The sequence below is a fragment of the Rummeliibacillus sp. SL167 genome, from assembly GCF_007896505.1.
Classification (GTDB): Bacteria; Bacillota; Bacilli; order Bacillales_A; family Planococcaceae; genus Rummeliibacillus; species Rummeliibacillus suwonensis.
This window is the reverse complement of record NZ_VCBM01000002.1, coordinates 227,802-252,278: the sequence shown is the minus strand read 5'-3', so window position 1 is coordinate 252,278 and position 24,477 is coordinate 227,802. Positions and strand designations below refer to the sequence as shown.

At 36.3% G+C, this 24,477-nt stretch carries 25 protein-coding genes and 1 pseudogene; 1 reads left to right on the top strand and 25 read right to left on the bottom strand.

Going from position 1 to position 24,477, the window contains the following annotated elements; translation table 11 throughout:
* Positions 1-100: 100 nt before the first annotated feature.
* From FEZ13_RS12615 to FEZ13_RS12495, 25 genes are all read right to left on the bottom strand, one after another.
* On the bottom strand, positions 101-940 hold the full coding sequence (locus FEZ13_RS12615) for a flagellar hook-basal body protein (RefSeq protein WP_146552993.1): 840 nt from the start codon (positions 938-940) through the stop codon (positions 101-103).
* Positions 941-1,314: 374 nt separating this feature from the next.
* Positions 1,315-2,316 carry a rod shape-determining protein gene (gene mreB, locus FEZ13_RS12610; protein ID WP_146550147.1) on the bottom strand — a complete coding sequence of 334 codons (1,002 nt, stop codon included), beginning with the start codon at positions 2,314-2,316 and terminating at the stop codon, positions 1,315-1,317.
* Positions 2,317-2,562: 246 nt separating this feature from the next.
* Entirely contained in the window at positions 2,563-2,844 is a 282-nt protein-coding gene (locus tag FEZ13_RS12605; protein WP_146550148.1) for a sporulation transcriptional regulator SpoIIID, read from the bottom strand.
* An 83-nt stretch (positions 2,845-2,927) separates the two neighbouring features.
* Entirely contained in the window at positions 2,928-3,593 is a 666-nt protein-coding gene (locus tag FEZ13_RS12600) for a M23 family metallopeptidase (protein WP_255473157.1), read from the bottom strand.
* Between the two features lie 10 nt (positions 3,594-3,603).
* On the bottom strand, positions 3,604-4,614 hold the full coding sequence (gene spoIID, locus FEZ13_RS12595; protein ID WP_146552991.1) for a stage II sporulation protein D: 1,011 nt from the start codon (positions 4,612-4,614) through the stop codon (positions 3,604-3,606).
* 155 nt (positions 4,615-4,769) lie between these two features.
* Positions 4,770-6,068 carry a UDP-N-acetylglucosamine 1-carboxyvinyltransferase gene (murA, locus tag FEZ13_RS12590; RefSeq protein ID WP_146550151.1) on the bottom strand — a complete coding sequence of 433 codons (1,299 nt, stop codon included), beginning with the start codon at positions 6,066-6,068 and terminating at the stop codon, positions 4,770-4,772.
* Positions 6,069-6,525: 457 nt separating this feature from the next.
* A complete protein-coding gene (locus tag FEZ13_RS12585; protein WP_146550152.1) occupies positions 6,526-6,771 on the bottom strand; it encodes a DUF1146 family protein in 246 nt (81 codons plus the stop codon).
* A 162-nt stretch (positions 6,772-6,933) separates the two neighbouring features.
* A complete protein-coding gene (locus FEZ13_RS12580; RefSeq protein ID WP_146550153.1) occupies positions 6,934-7,338 on the bottom strand; it encodes a F0F1 ATP synthase subunit epsilon in 405 nt (134 codons plus the stop codon).
* A gap of 24 nt (positions 7,339-7,362) precedes the next feature.
* Positions 7,363-8,778, bottom strand: coding sequence for a F0F1 ATP synthase subunit beta (gene atpD / locus FEZ13_RS12575; RefSeq protein WP_146552990.1), 1,416 nt, complete (start codon positions 8,776-8,778; stop codon positions 7,363-7,365).
* Positions 8,779-8,826: 48 nt separating this feature from the next.
* Positions 8,827-9,687, bottom strand: a complete 861-nt coding sequence (gene atpG, locus FEZ13_RS12570) for an ATP synthase F1 subunit gamma (protein ID WP_146552989.1) — start codon at positions 9,685-9,687, stop codon at positions 8,827-8,829.
* Positions 9,688-9,740: 53 nt separating this feature from the next.
* Positions 9,741-11,261, bottom strand: coding sequence for a F0F1 ATP synthase subunit alpha (gene atpA, locus FEZ13_RS12565; RefSeq protein WP_146552988.1), 1,521 nt, complete (start codon positions 11,259-11,261; stop codon positions 9,741-9,743).
* Positions 11,262-11,289: 28 nt separating this feature from the next.
* Positions 11,290-11,826, bottom strand: coding sequence for a F0F1 ATP synthase subunit delta (locus tag FEZ13_RS12560; protein WP_146552987.1), 537 nt, complete (start codon positions 11,824-11,826; stop codon positions 11,290-11,292).
* On the bottom strand, positions 11,823-12,347 hold the full coding sequence (gene atpF, locus FEZ13_RS12555) for a F0F1 ATP synthase subunit B (protein ID WP_146552986.1): 525 nt from the start codon (positions 12,345-12,347) through the stop codon (positions 11,823-11,825). The genes FEZ13_RS12560 and atpF overlap by 4 nt, the downstream gene beginning before the upstream one ends.
* Positions 12,348-12,516: 169 nt before the next feature.
* Entirely contained in the window at positions 12,517-12,729 is a 213-nt protein-coding gene (atpE, locus tag FEZ13_RS12550) for a F0F1 ATP synthase subunit C (RefSeq protein WP_066791746.1), read from the bottom strand.
* A gap of 76 nt (positions 12,730-12,805) precedes the next feature.
* Complete coding sequence (gene atpB, locus FEZ13_RS12545; RefSeq protein ID WP_146552985.1) at positions 12,806-13,519, bottom strand: F0F1 ATP synthase subunit A; 714 nt, start codon at positions 13,517-13,519, stop codon at positions 12,806-12,808.
* A 28-nt stretch (positions 13,520-13,547) separates the two neighbouring features.
* Complete coding sequence (locus FEZ13_RS12540; RefSeq protein ID WP_146550160.1) at positions 13,548-13,919, bottom strand: ATP synthase subunit I; 372 nt, start codon at positions 13,917-13,919, stop codon at positions 13,548-13,550.
* Between the two features lie 580 nt (positions 13,920-14,499).
* Positions 14,500-15,624 carry a non-hydrolyzing UDP-N-acetylglucosamine 2-epimerase gene (wecB, locus tag FEZ13_RS12535; protein WP_146552984.1) on the bottom strand — a complete coding sequence of 375 codons (1,125 nt, stop codon included), beginning with the start codon at positions 15,622-15,624 and terminating at the stop codon, positions 14,500-14,502.
* Between the two features lie 16 nt (positions 15,625-15,640).
* On the bottom strand, positions 15,641-16,270 hold the full coding sequence (gene upp, locus FEZ13_RS12530; protein WP_146552983.1) for a uracil phosphoribosyltransferase: 630 nt from the start codon (positions 16,268-16,270) through the stop codon (positions 15,641-15,643).
* 86 nt (positions 16,271-16,356) lie between these two features.
* Positions 16,357-18,540: an EAL domain-containing protein gene (locus FEZ13_RS12525; RefSeq protein WP_255473175.1), complete on the bottom strand. Its 2,184-nt coding sequence runs from the start codon at positions 18,538-18,540 to the stop codon at positions 16,357-16,359.
* A gap of 124 nt (positions 18,541-18,664) precedes the next feature.
* Complete coding sequence (gene glyA / locus FEZ13_RS12520; RefSeq protein WP_146552981.1) at positions 18,665-19,927, bottom strand: serine hydroxymethyltransferase; 1,263 nt, start codon at positions 19,925-19,927, stop codon at positions 18,665-18,667.
* A 21-nt stretch (positions 19,928-19,948) separates the two neighbouring features.
* Positions 19,949-20,497 carry a TIGR01440 family protein gene (locus tag FEZ13_RS12515; protein WP_146552980.1) on the bottom strand — a complete coding sequence of 183 codons (549 nt, stop codon included), beginning with the start codon at positions 20,495-20,497 and terminating at the stop codon, positions 19,949-19,951.
* A gap of 25 nt (positions 20,498-20,522) precedes the next feature.
* Positions 20,523-20,966 carry a ribose 5-phosphate isomerase B gene (gene rpiB, locus FEZ13_RS12510; RefSeq protein ID WP_146550166.1) on the bottom strand — a complete coding sequence of 148 codons (444 nt, stop codon included), beginning with the start codon at positions 20,964-20,966 and terminating at the stop codon, positions 20,523-20,525.
* A 415-nt stretch (positions 20,967-21,381) separates the two neighbouring features.
* Positions 21,382-22,674 (bottom strand): methyl-accepting chemotaxis protein, encoded by a 1,293-nt coding sequence (locus FEZ13_RS12505; RefSeq protein WP_146552979.1) that lies wholly within the window; start codon positions 22,672-22,674, stop codon positions 21,382-21,384.
* A gap of 2 nt (positions 22,675-22,676) precedes the next feature.
* Positions 22,677-23,117, bottom strand: a complete 441-nt coding sequence (locus tag FEZ13_RS12500) for a low molecular weight protein arginine phosphatase (RefSeq protein ID WP_146550168.1) — start codon at positions 23,115-23,117, stop codon at positions 22,677-22,679.
* A gap of 56 nt (positions 23,118-23,173) precedes the next feature.
* Entirely contained in the window at positions 23,174-23,671 is a 498-nt protein-coding gene (locus tag FEZ13_RS12495) for a manganese efflux pump (RefSeq protein WP_146552978.1), read from the bottom strand.
* A gap of 201 nt (positions 23,672-23,872) precedes the next feature.
* Between FEZ13_RS12495 and FEZ13_RS12490 the strand changes: the two are divergent.
* Positions 23,873-24,440 (top strand): annotated as a pseudogene (locus FEZ13_RS12490) (GNAT family N-acetyltransferase).
* Positions 24,441-24,477 lie beyond the last annotated feature (37 nt).

Genomic DNA, 24,477 nt, shown 5'->3' with positions numbered 1-24,477 from the left:
AAGTAACCTTAAAATACTTCAATCAAAAAGCCTTGACATAATTGCCTTTCCATTTAAAATTGCCTTTGCCTTTCAGAAGCTATGACAACTGCTGAAAGGACTATACCTTTCCAACTTCATTTACAGCTTTGTCCATGCTTCTATCATATGCTTGAAGTATTTTCTGATTTGCTTCGAAAGCTCTATAAGCTGTCATCATATCTGTCATCGTACGTGCTGCATCAACATTTGAACGTTCTATGAAGCCTTGTTTTAATGAAAAACTTACGTTATTTACATTATAAGCTGATGGCAATGGTTGCGCGTCACTTGTATAAAATAAACCTGTATCACGTTTTGCCAATGTATCTGGATTTGCTGAATAAGATACACCTAGACGTGCGACTCGTTGACCATTCTCTGTAATATAACCATCTGCTGTAATTTGAAAATCATCACTTTGTAAAGTGATCTTTTCACCTTGGTCTGACAGCACATAATACCCTTGTGCATTCACTAAATTACCTGCTGCGTCCAATGTAAAATTCCCGTTACGAGTATACGCTTCTCCACCAGTAGGATCTTGTAAACGATAGAAGATCGCGCCTGGCTTTCCTGTTGCATTATTAACAGGCAGATTGCCATCTATTAATGCTACATCTGTAGGTAATTCTGTTTCTGTAATTTGCCCTTGGGAGTAATCAGGTAATGTCTCTTGCATATAAACACCTGTCCCAACCGCCCCAATTTGTTTTGATGAGCTACCTTCAAAGCCGTTTTCCACATTTGCAGGTCCACTTTTTGTAATACGTGATAAGAGCATTTCTGGAAACGAGCGAATCGTCGATTGGTCTGCTTTATAGCCGGGCGTATTCGCATTTGCAATGTTGTTTGATAAAAGTTCTGTACGACGTTGTTGAGCGATCATACCCGAAGCAACTGTATAAAAACCACGAAACATCGATTTCACCCTTTCAATAAAAATAAAATTTGAAAAACAAACATTCGTTTATACAACAATACTAATTTAATAGGTGTGTTGATTGATTGGCTATATGTATTCGCAAAGATAGAGATGATTGGCTGATTTCCACTACAGATTGCTCGCTTTTCCCACAGGACATTGAATGGACTTTACTAAGCGGGCACCCTACGAAGGAAATGCGCATACGTTTCCAAGGACTCAAGTAAATCCTCCACTCCGATCAATATGCATGGAGCTATACAGGGGATTTTCTAATATTACGCCTCATATAATCATCCTAGTTTTTTCCTGATCAACACGTCTGTTCATTTAAAATCTTTGTCTATATAGGTCCTTTTATATTATTTCGGCTATTTTTTTCGATGTTTTGGTGCTTTATCAATATTTTCTAAAATAAGACCTGTTCCTTCCGCTACACAGTTCATAGGATTTTCTGCGATAAATACAGGTACTTTCAATTCTTCTGTTAATAAATGATCTAAACCATGCAATAATGCTCCGCCACCTGTGACCATCACACCGCGATCAATAATATCTGCTGATAACTCTGGTGGTGTTTTTTCAAGTACGTTCTTGGCAGATTGAACAATTAGAGCCACTGATTCATGTAATGCCTTTTCGATCTCATTTGAGTGAATTTCAATTGTTCGAGGCAACCCTGTAACGAGATCACGTCCACGAATTTCCATACTTTCATCTCGACCTTCAGGATAAACTGTCCCAATAGAAATTTTAATATTTTCTGCAGTACGTTCACCGATCAATAACTTGTAATTCTTTTTGATGTATTGCAAAATATCATTATCAAATAAATCCCCGGCTACTTTGATGGATTCAGATGTTACAATATCCCCCATTGATAACACCGCAACATCGGTAGTACCTCCACCAATATCGATAACCATATTCCCACTAGGTTGGAAAATCTCCATTCCAGCACCAATTGCCGCTACTTTTGGTTCTTCTTCTAAGAAAACATTTCGACCGCCTGATTTTTCAGCTGCTTCACGAATCGCTTTTTGTTCAACACTGGTAATATTTGTAGGACAGCAGATTAATATGCGCGGTTTAGACATAAAACCCGAAATATTTAATTTATTAATAAAATACCTTAACATTGATTCTGTTACATCAAAATCAGCAATAACTCCATCCTTTAATGGACGAATCGCAATAATGTTTCCGGGTGTTCTACCGACCATTCTACGAGCTTCTTCACCAATGGCTAACACTTTTTTTGTATCTTTGTCAATCGCTACAACAGATGGTTCATTTAGGACAATCCCTTTTCCTCTTAAATGAATGAGTACATTTGCTGTTCCTAAATCGATCCCTATATCTTTAGAAAACATGTATTTTCCCCTTTCTTTGTGTATCAATATCTGCCTATAGTAATGAATATGTATCTAGAATATTTTAACATAGCACTGAATTAATTACATCTAATATTTCTTTAATTTGTAGGCAATTTTGTATATATCGTAAGAATTTTCACATAATATTTTTCTATATCAATTTTTAACAATATGGAATGGATATGGAAAACAAAATTGTGTTAGCAATCTTCTTTTAAAATAAAAGATAGAAAAAGACACCCGCTAATCAATCTGCGAAGGTGTCTTTTTTTCTGTATTGCGTGAAAGCCATTTCTGGCGTGTCGCTTCTCCACCACGAATATGCCGGATGGATTTGTGGTAAGCCAAAATTTCGCTTACTTCTTTCGCTAATTCCTCGTTTACCTGTGACAATCTTTCAGTGAGATCCTTATGAATCGTGCTCTTGGAATATCCAGTTTTTTGAGCTAAGGCTCTCACAGTCTGTTGCGACTCTTTAAGCATTAAACCAAGTTTTAGACATCGATTGCGAATATGTTCGTGCACATTCTCTTCCTTTCCACAATGTACGAACGTTTCTTCACCTTATGTCTAAAACCTTGTGCTTAGAACCTAGACAGCCGAATTATCTAAAATGCAAGTAAACTTTTTGGATTGATGTGTTTACCTTCTTGCATTACTTCAAAATAAAGATGTGTACCAGCATTTGGATTGTATTCATTGGAGATGGCTTTACCAAGTACTTGTCCTTGATCTACTTTATCACCTTTTTTAACTGCAATATCACCAACGGAACTGTATTTAGTGGTCATACCGTTAGAATGGGATATTGTAATTTCATTTCCAACAAATGCATCATCTTTTACTTCTTCTACTGTTCCGCTAAGAGCAGCAAGTACATCGAAGCCTTCACCATTAACTGAAATAGCAATACCTTCACTAGTCGTAAAGGTTTGGTTAAATACCAATAATGCACCTTCCCTAGACTGTTCGTTTGCTTCAACATCATAGTAGTCCTGGATTACTTTTGCATCTTTTAAAAGTGCTTCTTTAAATGGATACTTCATGGACTCGGCAGTTGCGTTTGTTTCTACTGTTGGACTTTCATTATTATCATTAGTAGCTGTCAATTGGCTAGTCCCTGTCTCTTTAGGAGAGTTCGTTAATGCTGAATAACCCCAAACACCTGCAACTAAAAGAATGGAAAAGCTTGCATAGATTACTGGCCAAAACCAGCGTTGTTTTGTAACATTTGTTTTTTGTGGAGTAGGTTTTTGCTTATTATCCTCTCTCATTTTCATCACCTCATTTGCTATTGTTGTCAATAGCTTGAGAGTTTAAACATAGAGAAGAAGATTTTTTTAGTTTTTCTATTTTTACGTGTTGATAGAAATGTTGCAAGATCTCTTTTGCAGTGGCCCCCTTTTCTGCAAGTGCCTTGGCACCATACTGGCTCATCCCTACACCATGACCATAACCCGTCGTTTTGACCTGAACGATTTTCTTTTCAGCATTCCATTTAATCGTAAAATCTGTAGAAGCCAATTGAAGCTTTTCACGTACTTCTCTACCAGACCATTTAAAATCTCCTGATTTAATGGTTTCAACTCTTCCTGAATCATTATGAGAGATTTGGATATTTTGTATTTGTACTTTTGTCCATTGCTGTTGGAAAGCTGTATTCCATTGTTGTAGTGTAAAATTGTAATTAGTTTCATATCTTGGAGATTCTTTTTCAGTAGTTGGAACTGTGACAGATTGTAGATAAGGAATGGAATGACCACTATAACTTTTCGCACTTTCAGTTTGGCCGTTACTAGTCGAAAAGAACATAGCCGTAATCAACTCATCTTGATAAACTAATACTTGTCCCTTTGTTGCTTGTACAGCTTTTCGAATTTTCTTTTCATTTTTTTCAAAGTTTTTTCCCCAATCTTTTTTTCTTTGTGCTTCGTCAGCAAAAGCCTGAGCTGAGACATTTGGCTCTATCGAATTTTCGCCTAAATTTGTTCGTTTTAAGGCGAATGTGCGTGAAGCAATAGTTTGTGCCTTTAATGCTTCTAAATCAAAAGAAACAGGCATTTCTGCAGCTACAACCCCAACGAGATACTCTTCCAGTGAGTATGCCTTTTTTTCTCCTTGTATTTGTATTTGGATATTGCATTCTTCGTCCTTTACTGTATTTTCCTCTCTCTGTCCCTTTGCCACAGTACCAGAGGTCGGAATTGACACATACTCCTTGTCCATCGCAAAAAAAGTGGGCAATATGAATAAGATAGCTATAAAAATTAGAATATAGAGATGTATTTTTTTCATATTCAAAGGTATGCTATCGAAATGTTTTTTATGATTGGTTTCTTTCATTTTTATCATAAAAAATTTTTATGTTTTTTGAATATAAAAACCCACTGCAAACATAAGTATGTAGTGGGTTTGATCAAACGATTGGATTGTATAAGCCGCCATAATGACTAATTTGGTTGAAGCTCTTTTTCGAATACTTCTTCAGATGAGACACGTTCAATATCCGCACCTAGAGCAGCCAGCTTTTTATGGAAATCGACATATCCTCTATCTAAATGTTTTAGTTCAGAAACACATGTAATACCTTCTGCAACTAATCCTGCAAGAATTAATGCAGCTGCTGCCCGTAAATCGGTTGCAGCTACTTCTGCGCCTTGTAGCTTGCATGGACCATCAATAATAACGGAGCGTCCATCAATTTTTACATTTGCATTCATTCGACGGAACTCTTCGACATGCATAAATCGATTTTCAAAAACGGTTTCTGTAATAACGCTTGCTCCCTGCGCCACAAGCATCAAAGCCATAATTTGTGATTGCATATCCGTTGGAAATCCGGGATGTGGCATTGTCTTTACATCTACTGCCTTTAAAGGATGTGTTGCACAAATACGTAAACCTGCTACTTCTTCCTCGATTTCAACACCCATTTCTCTCATTTTGGCGATAAGTGCTGTCATATGTTCAGGCACTGCATTTTCGATTAAGACATCTCCACCAGTAATAGCAGCAGCTACCATAAATGTTCCAGCTTCAATTCGATCAGGAATAATTGAATGTGTTGTACCATATAATTTCTCAACACCTTCGATACGAATGGTATCTGTACCAGCACCAACTACTTTTCCGCCCATTTCATTGATGAAATTAGCTAGATCCACTATTTCAGGTTCTTTTGCGGCATTTTCAATAATTGTTGTACCTTCTGCCAGCGCTGCCCCTGTAAGAATATTTTCAGTGGCACCTACGCTAGGAAAATCAAGGTAAATTTTAGCACCTTTTAAACGTCCTTCTGTTGAGGCTTCGACATAACCATGTCCTGTAGAAATTTTTGCCCCCATTAATTCAAAGCCCTTTAAATGTATATCAATTGGTCGAGAGCCAATAGCACATCCACCAGGCATTGCAACCCTTGCATAACCGTTACGTGCCAAAAGTGGCCCCATTACTAAAATAGATGCACGCATTTTACGCACATATTCAAATTGTGCTTCAGATGATATTTGGTTAGATGCATCGATTTCAACAGTATTTTCTTCGCTTGAGAATGTGAGGTGTACATTCAAACTTTTTAAGACCTCATCAATTGTATAAACATCTGCCAAGTTCGGCACGTTTTTAATAATATTTTTTCCTTCAGATGCTAATAATGATGCTGCAAGAACAGGTAGAACTGCATTTTTTGCTCCTTCTACTTTTACAATTCCGTGTAAAACCTTGCCGCCTTTTACAACAATTTTCTCCACAATATGTCCCTCCGAACTTAATCTAAATAACTCTCTCTTATATTTCAGCTCATAAAATTCTTTTTTAGTTGATCAATGTCAATAATTAGTAACAAAACAACTTACATAATACCCGTTTTTCATGTTGTTGACAAGAACCGATTACACTATTTTAAATTTCTACGAATAAATAACTATAGTAATACTATATTACGTTAAAATGCTAGAAGTGTGTTAGTAAATTTCTGTTTCTCTTCATTATGAAGAAACACAATTCTTGAGAAAATTAAACAAGTTTCACCAAAATATTTCCTGGGCAATGGTTATGCTATATGCAAAAGAAATAATATAAACACATAATGTGTTTAAAAACGCACATACCCTTATTGTAATATAAAATTTACCAAAGTGCTGATTAATTTTGTTACTGTTTGTACAATAAGTTTGTGCCGTTATTTCTTTTGCATACAGCATATATTTAATTGAATAAATATGGTAATTGTCTTGACCATGTTGAAATATCAATGAAAAAATTGGATACAGTTGATCCAATCGCGATACTTAATAAAATAAGTAAAAGTTGAATTTGAAAAACATGATTTTTTTTAAAAACCTTTTCATACATGAGTGCTTGTAATGCATAAAATGTTATAGCGATAAAGAAAATATGTGAGCAGGTACTTACTAGAGCATTTTGTCCGATTCCAAATGATATTGATTCCATACTTTTCCCCCATTTTTTATTTAAAGGTTCTGTTTAGAAATACTGTTGTTTATCTGATTTTACTTAAGTAAATACTTTTTACTGATCAACCAAGACTTAACAGCCCTATTTTAAAAAGCGAGCAGAAATAAAATTCTGCTCGCTTTACAGTTAATCCACTACTTAGATGTTACCCTCTTTAACGTTGATACGATTCATCGCACGTTTTAAAGCTAGTTCTGCACGTTTGAAATCAATGTCATCTTGTTTACTTTGAAGTCGTTGTTCAGCACGTTTAACTGCTTCTTTTGCTCGAGCAATGTCGATATTATCGGCAAGCTCTGCAGAAGGAGTTAAAATAGTAACTTTATCGGGACGAATCTCAACAAAGCCACCGCTTACTGACACGACTTCCGTGTTATTGTCTTTTTTTAGACGAACAGCACTAACTACTAAAGGAGCAACTGTTGGAATATGTCCAGGCAGAATACCCATTTCACCAGTTACAGTTTTTACGATAACCATGCTAACTTCTGAATCGTATACTGGGCCGTCGGGAGTGACAATGTTGACTACAGTCGTCTTCATATTTTTTCCTCCAAGTCCCTAGTATTAAAGTTCTACGCCCATATCTTTTGCTTTCTCAACAACTTCTTCGATTGTACCTACAAGACGGAATGCATCTTCAGGTAATTTATCGTATTTACCTTCAAGAATTTCTTTAAAGCCACGAACTGTATCTTTTACATGTACATATGATCCTGGTTGACCTGTAAATTGTTCAGCTACATGGAAGTTTTGAGATAAGAAGAATTGAATTCGACGAGCACGTGCTACAATCAATTTATCTTCATCAGATAATTCATCCATACCTAAGATAGCGATAATATCTTGTAATTCATTGTAACGTTGTAATGTTGCTTGAACTCGACGAGCAATATCATAGTGTTCTTTCCCCACAATTTCAGGTGATAGTGCACGAGAAGTTGAAGCCAATGGGTCAACAGCTGGGTAGATACCCATTTCAGAAAGTTTACGTTCAAGGTTTGTTGTAGCATCTAAGTGAGCAAATGTTGTAGCTGGAGCCGGGTCAGTATAGTCATCGGCTGGTACATAAACCGCTTGGATAGATGTTACAGAACCTTTGTTTGTAGAAGTGATACGTTCTTGTAAACGTCCCATTTCAGTAGCAAGTGTTGGTTGGTAACCAACGGCAGAAGGCATACGACCTAGTAAGGCAGATACTTCTGAACCTGCTTGAGTGAAACGGAAAATGTTATCGATAAATAATAGAACGTCTTGTCCCATTTCATCACGGAAATATTCAGCCATTGTAAGACCAGTTAGGGCTACACGCATACGAGCACCTGGTGGCTCATTCATTTGACCGAATACCATCGCTGTTTTATTGATAACACCTGAATCGCTCATTTCATAGAATAAGTCATTTCCTTCACGAGTACGTTCACCAACACCAGAGAATACGGAAATACCACCATGTCCTTGAGCAATGTTGTTGATCAATTCTTGGATTAAAACGGTTTTACCTACACCAGCACCACCGAATAATCCGACTTTACCACCTTTGATATATGGTGCTAATAAGTCTACTACTTTAATACCTGTTTCAAGTACTTCAACATTTGTTGAAAGTTCTTCGAATTGAGGTGCTTCACGGTGAATTGGGTCACGGCGAGCATCTGCTGGGATTGGATCTTGTAAGTCGATTGTATCACCTAGTACGTTGAATACACGACCTAATGTTACTTCACCAACTGGTACTGAAATTGCAGCACCTTTGTCTGTTACTTCTGCGCCACGTTGTAAGCCATCTGTAGATGACATTGCAATGGTACGAACAGCATTATCGCCTAAATGAAGAGCTACTTCTAATGTAAGTGTTACAACATCTTCATTAGGACGTTTGATTTCTACAGTTAGCGCGTTATTAATATCTGGTAATGTGTTGTTATCGAATTGTACATCGACAACTGGACCCATTACTTGAAGAACGTGTCCTGTGTTCATACTTGTATTTCCCTCCTATCAAACTAATTACAAAAGGTTAGGGAGAGCCTATTCTAAGGCTGCAGCTCCACCAACGATTTCGGTAATTTCCTGTGTAATATGCGCTTGACGTGCACGGTTATACAGAATTGTTAAATCATTTATTAAGTCATGAGCGTTATCTGTAGCGCTCTTCATTGCTGTCATACGTGCAGCATGTTCACTCGCTTTACCATCTAGTAACGCACCATAAATCAAGCTTTCCGCATATTGTGGTAATAACACTTCTAGAATTGCTTCACCTGATGGTTCGAATTCATAAGAAGCTGTTACAGTGCTTGTTGGAGTAAGATCAGTAATTGGAAGTACTTTTTTCTCCGTTGGTTCGTTAGAAATTGCACTGATAAAGTGACTATAGTACATATAAAGTTCATCATAAGTACCATCTGTGAACATACCAACAGCTTTACGAGCAATTTGTTTAATATCTGCAAATGAAGGTTGGTCGGGAAGACCAATTTCTTCGTCAATTACGTTAAAACCTTGTTTTTTAAAGAAATCACGAACTACACGACCAACTGCAAAAATAACAACATTATCTTTTGTTTGATTGCGTTTATCCATTCCATCTAGTGCTGCACGAATAACATTTGAGTTGTATGCTCCTGCTAAACCACGATCGGAAGCGATCACTAAGTAAGCAGATTTTTTCACAGGACGAGCGATCAACATTGGATGTGAACCATCTGGTGTACCTGCTGCGATTGCGGCAACAACATCTTGAATTTTATCCATATATGGAACGTAGGCTTTCGCATTTGCTTCAGCACGTGACATTTTTGAGGATGACACGAGCTGCATAGCGTTCGTAATCTTACTAGTACTAGTTGTAGATTTAATACGTTGTTTTACTTCACGTAATGATGCCACTGGTATTTCACCACCTTACCGTTTTATTTTAAAATTCACAAAACTATGCCATCTTACTCAGCTGAAGAAGCGAAAGTTTTTTTGAAAGCATTGATTGTTGAAGCTAAATCCTCATCAGATGGAAGACCTTTAGTAGTGCGAATTTGATTTAAAACGCCGGCGCCATTTTCATCATTAACATCTAACCAAGCATATAGCTCTTGTTCAAAACGAACGATATCTTGAACTGGGATATCATCTAAGAATCCTTTAGTTAATGCATATAAAATAACAACTTGTTTTTCAACTTTGATTGGTTTGTTAAGATCTTGTTTCAACACTTCTACTGTACGTTTACCACGTTCAAGTTTCGCTTTAGTAGCGGCATCAAGGTCAGAACCAAATGCAGCGAATGCTTCAAGTTCGCGGTAAGCAGCTAAGTCAAGACGTAGTGTACCAGCAACTTTCTTCATTGCTTTGATTTGTGCTGAACCACCAACACGTGATACAGAAAGACCTGCGTTGATTGCTGGACGAACACCTGAGTTGAATAAGTCAGATTGTAAGAAGATTTGTCCATCAGTGATGGAGATTACGTTTGTTGGAATATAAGCACCGATGTCTCCTGCTTGTGTTTCAACGAATGGAAGAGCAGTGATTGAACCGCCACCATAAGATTCGTTCAATTTAGCAGCACGTTCTAATAAACGACTGTGTAAGTAGAATACATCACCAGGATAGGCTTCACGACCTGGAGGACGACGTAATAATAATGAAAGTTCACGATAAGCAGCTGCTTGTTTAGAAAGATCATCATATACGATTAATACGTCTTTACCTTGAAGCATTAATTCTTCAGCCATAGATACACCCGCATAAGGAGCTAAGTATAATAATGGTGCTGGAGAAGAAGCGCCTGCAGTAATAACGATTGTATAATCTAAAGCACCGTTTTTACGTAAAGTTTCAACTAAGCCACGTACGGTTGACTCTTTTTGTCCAATTGCAACATAGATACATGTTACATCTTGGTCAGCTTGGTTTAAAATTGCATCGACTGCAACAGATGTTTTACCTGTTTGACGGTCACCGATGATTAATTCACGTTGACCACGACCGATTGGAACTAAAGCATCAATTGCTTTAATACCTGTTTGTAATGGTGTATCAACTGATTTACGAGCCATTACACCGAAAGCAGGGCTTTCGACAGGACGAGTTTTAGTAGTATTGATTGGACCTTGTCCATCAACTGGTAAACCTAGTGGGTTTACAACACGACCAATTAGTTCTTCACCGACTGGTACTTCCATAATACGACCTGTACGACGAACTTCATCGCCTTCTTTGATGCCTTTAGCTGGGCCTAGGATAACGATACCAACGTTATTTTCTTCTAGGTTTTGTGCCATACCAAGAACACCAGTAGAGAATTCTAATAATTCTCCAGCCATTACGTTGTCTAGGCCGTGAGCACGAGCGATACCGTCACCAACAGTGATGATTGTACCGACTTCGCTAACTTGCAATTCAGATTGGTAATTTTCCATCTGTTTTTTAATAAGTCCACTGATTTCTTCAGCTTTGATGCCCACGTTTGTCACCTCTCAAATAATTATTGGATTAACCGATCAATTCACGTTTTAAGCCAGCAAGTTTTGTTGCGACAGAGTTATCGTAAATTTGGTTTCCGATTTGAACTCGAATTCCACCAAGTAGTGATGCATCGATTTCGTTAGTAATACGAAGCGCATTTTTTCCTACTTTTTGAGCAAATACAGTAGAAATACGGTTTGCTTCTTCTTCAGTAAGTGCACGTGTTGAGAATACGACTGCATCTGCAACACCTTGAGCATTGTTTGCTTGATTGATAAATGCATCAATAACACTTACTACTTCATGTATACGTTTTTTATCAATTAAAAGTTTTAAAGCATTGATAATAATTGGTTGTACGGAAGCGAATAACTCAGAAAGGATTGCTTTCTTTTTGTCAGCATCGATTTTTGGCGTATCAAGTAATTTGAATAATTCTTGATTTTCTTCAAAAACGACTTTCACTTCACGCAAATCTTCTGTTACTTCTTTTAAAAGATTTTTTTCTTGTGCTAATTGAAACAAAGCTTTAGCATAGCGATTCGCTGCAGTCGATTGACTCATCGATTTTCCCCTGCCTTCGCAATCGTTTCTTCAATTAGAGAACGATTATCTTCTTCTGAAACTTCTTTGTTAAGCACTTTAGAAGCGGCAAGAACAGAAAGTGAAACCACTTCTTCGCGAAGAGAGGTAATTGCTTTTTCTTTTTCAGTCTCGATGTCACGTTTCGCAGATTCTTGTAAACGTGCTGCTTCATTACGAGCTGCTGAAACAATCTCTTCTTTTTGAAGATCTGCTTGTTTCTTAGCGTTTTCAACAATTGCTTGCGCTTCCACACGAGCTTCTTTAAGAAGGCTACGTTGTTCTTCTAATAATTTCTTCGTTTCTTGACGACTTTTTTCAGCTGTTTCTAAGTCACCAGCAACTTGTTCTTCACGTTGTTGCATAATTCCCATCAAAGGACCCCATGCGAACTTTTTCAAAAGAAGCATTAGGACGATGAAAATAATCAAAGTAACTAGGATATCTCCCCAGTTCACACCAGGGTGCACTGCTTCACCTAGTGATAGATAGTCTAAAAACACGATTGTTTCACTCCCTTCAAGAGCTTAGAGTTCAAATCATTTATGATTGGAATCTTTGTTAGATATAAATTCTAAAGGAATTTTGCCTTATAAATTTAAAGGCATAAAGGAATGGCGAAGGATTCCTAATGAAATTTTCTTCGCCACCTCATAAAACAATTACAGACGATTATTTATTCATAACGATAAATGCGATAACTACCGCGATGATTGGAAGGGCTTCGACTAATGCTACCCCGATGAACATAGTTGTTTGAAGAACGCCACGAGCTTCTGGTTGACGAGCGATACCTTCTACTGTTCTTGAAACGATTAATCCGTTACCAATACCTGCACCAAGTGCACCTAAACCAACTGCGATTGCTGCTGCTAATAAACCCATTGTAAATTTTCCTCCTTGGAAATAGTTCTTATTTTTTGGTTGTCAGCTGTCTAGCAAAGAGCTAAACAATTTATACTTAATGGTTTTCGCTCACTTTGTGAGAGATATAAACCATTGTTAACATAACGAAAATAAATGCTTGGATTGAACCGATGAAAACGGAGAATCCTTGCCATGCTAGAGTTGGAACTGCTGCTGCTAGGAAGCCCCAGCCTGACCATGCAGTACCTAGACCTGCAAGTAAACCTAGTAGAATTTCACCTGCATAAATGTTACCGTAAAGTCGTAGACCCAATGTCAATGTATTGGCAAACTCTTCAATGATTTTCAATGGGAACAAGAAAAACATTGGTTTAGTAAACGACCCGATATAATGATTCATACCGCGTAGTTTAACTCCATAATAGTTTGATAATACTAGAATCATTACGGCTAGAGTCATTGTGATTGTAGGATCTGCTGTTGGTGATTTCCACCATAGTTCTCCATTTACCTGTACTGAGAAAGGAAGACCCAGCATGTTCGCAACAAAGATGAACATAATCAGTGTGATCCCTAAAACATGGAACCTTCCACCAGTTTTCCAGTCCATATTGCTTTTGATGATATTCTTTACGAAGTCCATTATCCACTCCATAAAGTTTTGCATGCCTGTTGGTTTTAACTTCAGATTCCTAGTAGAAATGAAAGCAATTAAGAAAACAATTACAGCGGTAACCAGTAATACTAAAATGTTTGCTGGGTTAAATCCTAATCCCCATAACTCAAAATGTGGATTTCCATGTTGCACTTTGCATTCACCTCACTTTCAAATGTGCTTATTGGTTTTTTTCATGAAATACGATCCTGTCTACTAAAAGCAGAACGTACGGAATCATTAGCCCAATGACCACACTCACCAAGTGAAAATACTTTGGCCAAGTAATTGCCACTGCTACAGAGGCAACACCAGATGCAAAGCGTAAGCCCGATCCCATAGATGGTACTTTTTTGCCTTCACTTAATGCCTGATCAAAGCGTTCCATTCTTCGGACGAGAATCCAAAAGTTATAGTGACCAAAAAGCACACCCACTGCGAGACCAGCAAATACAGTTTTATATGCCGTAAATCCCCAGCCTAACGCAAAAAATGCGAGCAAAAAAAAGACAGCCTTCTTCTGCTTAGCAAAAATTTGATGCAATTCTAGCATTGGTCTTTAATCTCCTGAATCTTATTTTCTTCGAATGATGGAAGTATAACTGACCACCGAATGGATGTCGGATAAGTAGTGTAAAACTACACTAGAGGTGGAAGCCGTTTAAACTCACATTTGAGTTGAATCGGATCCAAATGGTGAGAGATAAGCTTTAATGATAAACTACCGCCTCATAAGGACATCTAATAGACGTACAAAAACCGCTAAAATTTTACAGAAAATAATTTTTACTGCAAAATTAGTAGAAACTTGGTATCTAAAGAGTTTCCATTATGATTTTGAGCCATGAAACCCTTATCATTCTTACCCTTTGTAAGCATACAATAGTGAATATTTCATGTCAATTGGTTAGAGTGAAAAACTTCACAAGCAATGTTATTTTGTCAAATTGTAGACAAATTTTGAACAAAACATTTCAATTCAGAATTTTTCATTTGCGATAAAAAATATAAAATTGTTAAAAAAGAACTATAAATTATGAGGTGTGTTCATAAGTAATTATTCTGTATACCAAAAATAGTATGCTAGAATATTATCTAGCATACTATTTTACTTTTTGGGAAGCCTTATCTATCTATTTATTATTTTGTGATAGGTAATCGAGCAATGCTTTTACAATTCTTGCAGAAGCATGTCCATCACCATAAGGATTGGATGCTTGCGCCATTCTTTGGTATTCATGCTGATCTACCAATAATTCTTTTGCCACACGATAAATTGTATCCTCATTGGTCCCTACTAATTTCAATGTACCTGCTTCAATGCCTTCTGGTCTTTCAGTCGTGTCTCTTAAGACAAGAACAGGTTTACCAAGTGAAGGTGCTTCTTCTTGAATACCACCTGAATCTGTCAAAATCATATAAGATTTTGAAGCAAAGTTGTGAAAATCAAATACTTCAAGAGGTTCGATGAGATGGACTTTAGGTTCATCTCCTAGTATTTCATTAGCAATTTCACGAACAACTGGATTCAAGTGCACTGGATACACAACCTGAATATTATCAAACTCCGCTAATAGGCGCCTGATCGCTTTAAACATATGACGCATAGGTTCCCCTAAGTTTTCACGACGATGTGCTGTTAGTAGGATCATTCGATCTTGACCGATTTGTTTTAGTACCGGATGCTCATAGTGATGACTAACCGTTGTTTTCAACGCATCGATCGCTGTATTACCTGTTACAATGATACTTTCTTCTGCCTTATTTTCATGCAATAGATTGAGTTTTGCTTGTTCAGTAGGTGCAAAATGAATATCCGCCATCACTCCTGTTAGTTGACGGTTCATTTCTTCTGGATAAGGTGAATACTTATTACCGGTTCGTAGTCCTGCCTCTACATGTCCAATCACAATTTGATTGTAAAATGCGGCCAAACTTGCAATAAATGTTGTCGTCGTATCACCATGTACAAGAACAATATCAGGTCTCGCCTCTTTCATAACAGCATCAAGTCCTTCAAGCCCTCTTGTCGTCACATCAAGAAGCGTCTGACGATTCTTCATAATATTCAAGTCATAATCAGGTGTGATTTGAAAGGTTTCAAGAACTTGATCTAACATTTGTCTATGCTGAGCTGTTACTGTAACAATTGTTTCGATTTCATCGGGATGCTTTTCTAACTCTAATACGAGTGGTGCCATTTTAATGGCTTCTGGTCTAGTTCCAAAAACAGTCATAACTTTCCACTTTTTAGACATTTCAGCACCCCCTCTATTATTTTGTTCCGAATAAACGATCCCCGGCATCACCAAGACCTGGCACAATATAACCGTGATTATTTAATTTTTCATCTAAAGATGCGATGTAGATATCGATATCAGGATGTTCTTTTTGGATGGCTTTAACACCTTCTGGAGCTGCGATTAAACACATAAATTTAATATTTTTTGCCCCTCGTTTTTTTAGCGAATTAATCGCTTCTATAGCCGAGCCACCTGTTGCTAACATTGGGTCAACGATGATAAAGTCACGTTCTTCTAAATCTGCTGGGAATTTCGCATAATATTCAATAGGTTTCAAAGTTTGTGGATCTCGATATAAACCAATATGAGCAACTTTGGCAGCTGGAATTAGCTTTAAAACACCATCTACCATCCCTAAACCTGCACGAAGAATTGGTACAATAGCAATTTTCTTACCTGATAAAACTTGTGTTTTCGTTTTGGTAATAGGTGTTTCAATTTCAATTTCTTCAGTTGGCATATCACGTGTGATTTCAAATGCCATAAGTGTTGCTACTTCGTCCACTAGCTCGCGAAATTCTTTTGTTCCTGTGTTTTTATCACGAATATATGTTAGTTTGTGTTGGATTAATGGATGGTCAAATACAAATACTTTACCCAAAAAGATCTCTCCCTACTTTATATTTATCTTGCTTATTATAGCAGAAAAAAACCGGTCTTATGTAATTTTGATTTTTCTTTTTTTAATTATCCCAGTTCGCTTAATAATTGGTTTGCTTGATCCATCGTCATCGGTTTATAAAAATGATAACCTTGACCTACATCACATCCAATATCACTTAATATATCTGATTGTTCTTTATATTCGATTCCTTCTGCCACTGTATTTATATTTAGATTATTTGCCAGTTGCACAATCGTACGAATAATAGCGAATGTTTTCGGATGATCAATATGATCGATAAAGCTTTTGTCGATTTTTATCTCTGCAAAGGCTAGTTCAGTCAAGTAATTCAAGGAAGAGAATCCCTTTCCAAAGTCGTCCATTGACGTTTCAAAGCCATGTAATTTCAAACAGCTGATAATGGTACTTGCCTTTTTAAAATCAGCTAGACCTATATTTTCGGTAATCTCTATTTTAATATAACAAGGGTCGATTTGATATTGACGTAACTTTGCTACTAGATTATCAACAAAATCTTTTTTGTAAAAATGTTGCGGTGATGCATTTACTGCTACTTGGTATAAAGGTAAATTCAAATATTTTCGATTAAATAGCCATTTTAATACTTCTTCTAAAATCATATCCTCGATTTCAATAATCTTACCTGTATGTTCAGCAACTGGAATAAACTCATCTGGATAAATCATACTCCCATCATGGATCTGCCAACGGGCTAAAGCCTCAAAACCAATAATCTTCTTTGTTTGAAGAGAAAGCTTTGGCTGTAAATATGCCTTGAACTCCTTTTCTTTCAATCCATAAATGATTTGGTTATATATTTTTCGCTGTCGATATATTCTGTCATTTTCTTCATCATTAAAAAGTTGAATGTAATCGCCCGGTTTTTCCATCGATTTTGAAAATGCCTGATCAGCATGTCTGATGCACTCTTCTAAAGAATGATCATTGTCTATTGGACACACTCCTACACTTATGGTGATATAAATTTCAGAGTTTTCTATTATGTATGGGCTTTCTACAAGAGATTTTATCTTTTTATAGCAATTAAATCGGTCACTTGATTCTGAAGTATAGATGATCAATGCATTTGTTACAAAAGATGCGATTACATCATTCTCATTTGCCTTTAACGATGCCATTCTATTCGCTATCTGTGTCAATAGTGCATATCCTGCTTTTCGACCATATATATTCACAATGTCATCATATTCTTTAGGGGATATTATACTAATATAACCTTTTGGACATTTTGAGATTTTTTCTTGTATCTTTCTTTTAAAATACTCCAAGCTATACAATCCAGTATTAGGATCTCTATAAATATATCTCCATGACTTCTTTTGTTGCCGATTATATTTATCCACAGCTTTAATAACCACAAATAATTGTTGGAAAAATGATACATCCATTTTTTCTAATACTAAATTGTGTGAATATGCAATCATAAATGTACCCATTAATTTTTGTTTATCATGGATGGCTATTAAAATAGCTTTATCATAATGAGTACGATCATCATTTAATAAATAGCTGTATGGTTCCGTTAAAACATTTTCTATGGTATATGTAGAATTTTTTCTCAATGTTTTTTTTAAATAACTGATACATGTAGACATTTCAACTTTATTCCATGCATCAATTATTTTTTGCGAAAACTTTTCTGATAAAATCTTTTGTGCCGTATCGTCTTCGTCATAAAGTATGAGACTACAAGCAATATCGCTAGGTGCATATCGCTGCTCTATTGTTTTACAAATATCAGATAATATTATTTTAGGGTCTTTATCCTGATTATAACTTTGCATAGTTCTTCGATAAATATCATATAACATCTCATTTTTGGTCTGTTCTGTTATTTTATAAAAAGTAGCCATGTATAATGTTTTTGCGTTTCCATCAAATTGCAACGGACAAAATGTTACTTCGCATTGTACTATATTATTTTCCTTTGTTATGATATACATTTTCGTCATAAATGGATGGTTTGTTTTAGAAATTTTTCCCTGTATTTCTTGCAGTTTTGCCTGATTTTCTGATGGCATTTGATACGAAAATAAAGACGCCCCTATTACTTCTTGTTCATTGTATCCAGCTAATCTGGTAAAGCTACTATTTGCAAATACTATTGGGTAATCATTACTTTCTGCATCAAACACCACTACTCCCCCAATAACTCCATGTTTCTGTTCATCATTAAAGTTTTGAAGCCAATCCATTAATTCATCGGATAATTGAGGTGAATGCATATTCACAAGATTTTCCTCCCCGTTGTCAAAATAACGAACACCATTGATATAACTATTATACTAAATAGATAATCAAAAAAACTACTTTTGCATTATAGCAAAAGTAGTCATTTTCGTTTATTTATTATTTTGAATAAATTGGGTGATTATCTGTTAAGGCTTTTACACGTTTAATAGCATCTTGTTTTACTGCTTCATCTTCAGGATTTTTTAATACTGCAGCTATAATAGACGCAACTTCTTTCATATCTTCTTCTTTAAAGCCTCGGGATGTTACAGCTGGTGTACCAACACGAATACCAGAAGTGACAAATGGACTTTCCGGATCGTATGGGATGGTATTTTTGTTGGCTGTAATGTTCACATCATCAAGTAATTTTTCTGCAACTTTACCTGTTAGACCTAGAGAACGTACATCTAATAGTAATAAGTGGTTATCTGTACCACCTGATACAAGTTTGACGCCTTCTGCTTGCAATGCTTCCCCAAATACTTTTGCATTTTTGACTACTTGTTCAATGTATTCTTTAAATTCAGGTTGTTGTGCTTCACCGAACGCTACAGCTTTACCTGCGATGACATGCATTAACGGACCACCCTGAATACCTGGGAAGATGGATTTATCGATTTTCTTGCCCCATTCTTCTTTGGCAAGGATTAACCCACCACGAGGACCACGTAGCGTTTTGTGCGTAGTTGATGTTACAAAGTCTGCATATTGTACAGGATTTGGATGTAAACCTGCAGCAACAAGACCAGCAATATGGGCCATATCAACCATGAAATAAGCTCCAACTTCATCAGCTATTTCACGGAATTTAGCAAAGTCAATGATACGTGGATATGCAGATGCACCTGCTACAATGAGTTTTGGTTTATGTTCTAGAGCTTTTTGGCGGACATCTTCATAATCGATTAAGTTTGTATCTTTTGTAACACCGTATTCTACAAAGTTATATTGAATACCTGAGAAGTTAACGGGGCTCCCATGAGTTAAATGACCACCATGAGATAAATTCATCCCTAAAACTGTATCACCAGGTTGTAGAAGTGTAAAATACACCGCCATGTTAGCTTGTGCACCTGAATGTGGTTGTACGTTGGCATACTCAGCACCAAAGATTTCTTTTAAGCGATCACGAGCAATATTTTCTACAATATCTACGTACTCACAACCACCATAATAACGTTTACCTGGATAGCCTTCAGCATATTTGTTCGTTAATACGGAACCTTGTGCTTCTAATACTGCTTTAGAAACAATGTTTTCGGAAGCGATTAACTCAATATTCGCTTGTTGACGAGCAAATTCTTTTTCAATTGCTTCAAATACTGCTTTGTCTTGTGACGCAATAGTTGATTGTTCTTGTGCTGCAAGATTTTCCATTACATCTATTCCTCCTAATTTCTACTCTTTGTTATATACTGCTCTCTCGCCACCAATCAATTTAGGGCGAGTTTTTGCAACTGTCACAACTGCATCTCCAATATGTGAGATAGAAGTGCGAACAGGAATTGCCACTTTCTTTAAATGCATACCGATTAATGTTTGACCAATATCAATGCCTGCATGCGCTTCTATCTCTTCAACCACAACTGGGTCTTGAAATTGCCTATACGCATACGTAGACATTGAGCCACCAGCTTTTTGAACAGGTACGACAGAGACTGGCTCTAATCCATATTGTTCAGCTACAGCTCTTTCTATAGTTAAGGCTCGATTTATATGTTCGCAACCTTGAAACGCTAAATAAAGTTGATGTTTTTCAGCAAACGCTGCGAATGGTTTATACAAAACTTCAGCAATTTCTAAACCACCTGCAGTTCCAATTTTTTTACCTTTTACTTCAGAAGTCGAGCAACCTATGACAAATATTTGCCCTTTACGAAAGGTAACCTGTTGTTCAAATTCAGAAAGCAATGTTTTTAGCTGTTCTTCTATTTGCTGTAAGTTCATCGTTTAAGACCTCGAATCCTGTCAGTTATTCTTGTTCTTCTAAAGCCTTGATTTTGTTGATACGACGTTCATGGCGTCCACCTTCAAAATCTGTTGATAACCAAGTTTGAACGATTTCACGTGCAAGTCCTGGACCAATGACTCTTTCACCCATCGCCAACACGTTAGAATCATTATGGCAACGTGTTGCTTTTGCACTGAATACATCATGGACTAATGCACAACGAACACCCTTTACCTTATTGGCTGTTATAGACATCCCAATACCCGTTCCACAGATTAAAATACCACGGTCAAACTTGCCACTGGCTACGCCATTAGCAACTGGTAAAGCATAATCTGGGTAATCGACTGAATCAGATGTTTTTGGTCCAAAGTCTTCATAACTGATCCCTAGTTCTTCCAGTAAAGCTATGATTTCTTTTCTTAAATGATTGCCACCATGATCTGATGAAATTGCAACTTTCAATGAGTTCCCTCTTTTCAATTGTTCTATTCATCATCAGTTTACCACTTCTATATGTATAATGACATATTTTTCGTTCAAATGCGAGGGTTAGTTTGATAAAATACGAATAATTTTATGATTGAAGATGAATTATATGATATATTGTTATGAAATTACGAATATATAAGTCATTTTATCATTGTAAATTCGTAATTTGGCGATTGAATAGATTTTGTAAGACTACATTTCAATCTCTGTAAGTGAAGTTAAAAATACAGGGCTTTTTAGAATTGAAGTAAATATAGATCCTGATTTTTTCCTGATCAACTCATCTGAGATCAAAAAATAGTATGCTAGGGAGCACCTCTAGCATACTATTTTGGAATAAGCTTCTTTTTTGCTTAAACGCTTGTCACTGGAAATATGTTTTTTTACATTAACGTTCGAATTGTTGAATCACTTGATATAATTCTTCGGATTGTTTCTTTAAAATTTGAGTTAACTCGTCAATTTGCTCAATGAATCTTACTTGGTCATCAGTTGCACTTTGTACTTCTATTGCGCCTGCGGATGTTTGTTCTGCAATAGCAGCTACTTCCTGAGATTGGTGTGCAGTTTTTTCGATATTATGCAACTGCTTGCTAATAAATTCAGAAATCTCCACAATAGAATCTGCCATTTCACTAACCGTTGAGGTCATTCCATCCACTGCAGAAGTTGTTTCCGAAATACGTGCTACTTCACCTTTCGCAAAATCAACTTGTTCTGTCATTTTACCAACGACTGTCTGAACATCTAATTGAATCGTTTGAATTAACTCTGTAATTCCTTTTACAGCCTCTGCACTTTCATCTGCAAGTTTACGTACTTCTTCCGCTACAACAGAAAATCCTTTACCATGTTCCCCTGCTCTTGCTGCTTCGATGGAAGCATTTAATGCTAAAAGATTTGTTTGTTCAGCAATATCTCCTACTAATTGGATAATTTGTTCTATCTTCAATGCATTTTGTTCAAGCTGATGTATATCTTGAAGCGCCAGTTGATTACCAGATGCAATTTTTTTAATCCCATCAACTAATTGATTGATAGCACCTGTCGTATGTTTCAATTCACTCATCATCTGTGTAGATTGACTAGATGACGTTATTGCATGTTGATTCACTTTTTCTGCCAATAACCGAACATCTTCTAAAGCTTCTGCTGTTTCTTGAATAGCCCGTGCTGAGTTTGAAGCCCCTTCTGAAATATTAGAGATTGTTTCAGCAATTGACTCTGTTTGCTTAGATGCTTGTCCCGTTTCTTCAGACAAATTGATAACTGTTTTATTGGTTGTTTGGAAATTTTGATTGATACTTGAAACCATTTGGCGCAGACTGACAAGCATTTTTTGGAAAGCCTCTGACAATGAACGGATTTCATCTGAACTATTTGGTAATTCTATATCCTTGCCAATTTTTCCTTCGGCAGCTTCAATCGCTACATCTTCCAGTTTTTGCAACGGTTTGACTAATAGAGAACTAAAGACTCCAGCTAAAATACCAGACCATATGATGCCTAAAGTATATGTAATGATTTGAAATACGATTTCTTTAACATTTGGAAAAAAATGAGGTTGCAAATACTCGATAAAGAAGAAGCTAACGCTATATGTAATGACTGCCAAACAAGTTACAAATAGAATAAGTTTCTTTTTTAAACCAAAAGAATGTTGAACACTTTTTTTTGTCATGGTTACTCCTCCAATAATTTCTTTTCAAGTTCATCCATCAATATGCTAAGTTCTTGAAATGTTTGACGATATGCTGATATATCCCTGCCAAACGGATCTAATACATCTAAATCACTAGATTCAATCGCGTATTCTTTCAATGTGAAAGTTTTATCCGCCACTTGTGGAAATAATTGCAAAAGGGATTCCTTGTGTCCAGTTGTCATCGTTAGAATCAAATGAGCCCAGCGTAGATCCTCTAAGCTAACTGGTTGCGAAATATGTTCGTAATCAATGTGCTGCTCTTCTAATACGTTTTTTGCATTTGGTGACATAGGACTACCAGCCATAGCGTAAATTCCTGCTGACTTCACTTCAGTTTTCGGCAGATTTCTTGATTTTAAAATAGCTGCTGCCATTGGACTTCTACAAGTATTTCCAGTACATATAAAATAAATATTCATCGGACATCCTTACCTTTCAATTATATAATAAAATGAAGCAATAGTACTCACTTTTTTTACAAATCGAGAGAAATAATACCCATCAAAAGTAATACAATCCCTGCAATTACCTGTAAATATACTCCTATTTTTATGGGGATCTTTTTATTTAGAGCTAATGCAATATATGAAAATGCAAATGCAAATACTCCCATGCTACAAACAAGTAGTGATTCCTTTAATTGAAGCATACCAAAAGATATACTAACTGAAAAGGTATCTAAACTGGTAGTAATTGCTAATAATATAACGGGGATATGGGCAGTTTTCTGCTCCTTTACTGCTAATAATAGTTGTACACCGATCATACTTAATAATATACCTGAAATATTCTGTGCAAGATTGGATATATATAATATGAGCCATTCGCCAACATGAAAACCAATAAAAGGAAAAATCATATGAAGAGCACCTGTCCAGAGTGAAAGCCAAAAGCGATATTTCACGTGTGGTATCAATAAGTATATTGTCAACACATCCATAGCTGTGATAATAGCCGCAACAATTTCAGTCACAACGCCCCTCCGTTCTATAGGAATCTCTTTTATCCTATGTTTTGGACTTTATCCGTTATGCTGGAATTTTGTGGTTAGAATCATCAGAATACGACTCCATCATTTATGGACGCATTTAAAAATTCAATTAAAGGCTTTTAACAATAAAAAGCGAATAAGATTTTATATATATCGTGGAATGAATCATAGGAGGAAATGATCATGAAAATCCAATCAAAAGAATTTCATCTTCACCATCTAAATTATATTGTAAGATCGGCAAATGAACAGGATGCTCAAGATCTGTCTATTATAAGATTACAAATAGATGGCGAAACAGAAAATTTAGATAGAGAAAAAGGGGAAGCGTACATAGATAAAATCGGCTTTAAAAAAATGATAAGAGATGATACAGAAAGTCCTCATAATCTATTCTTAGTTGTGGAAGCCCATAAAAAGATTGTAGGATTTTCAAGATGTGAAGGAAACAATTTGAAAAGAACTTCACATAAAGCGGAATTTGGAGTCTGCATATTAAAGGAATGCCTGGGATATGGATGGGGGCAGTAACTTATTAAAAGAATCCATTCGATGGGCAGATTCAACTGGCATAAAAAAAATGATTTTAAATGTTCTTGAAACAAATGATAAAGCCATTATGCTGTATCAAAAATACGATTTTGAAGTAGAAGGAATATTAAAAAAGGACAAACTTCTATCTGATGGGAATTACTATCATACTATTATAATGAGTAGATTGAAGAATGAAGAAATTTATGGGGATTTTTAGTAATTGCACTATACAAAAGAGAGCCTCTCATAGAGCA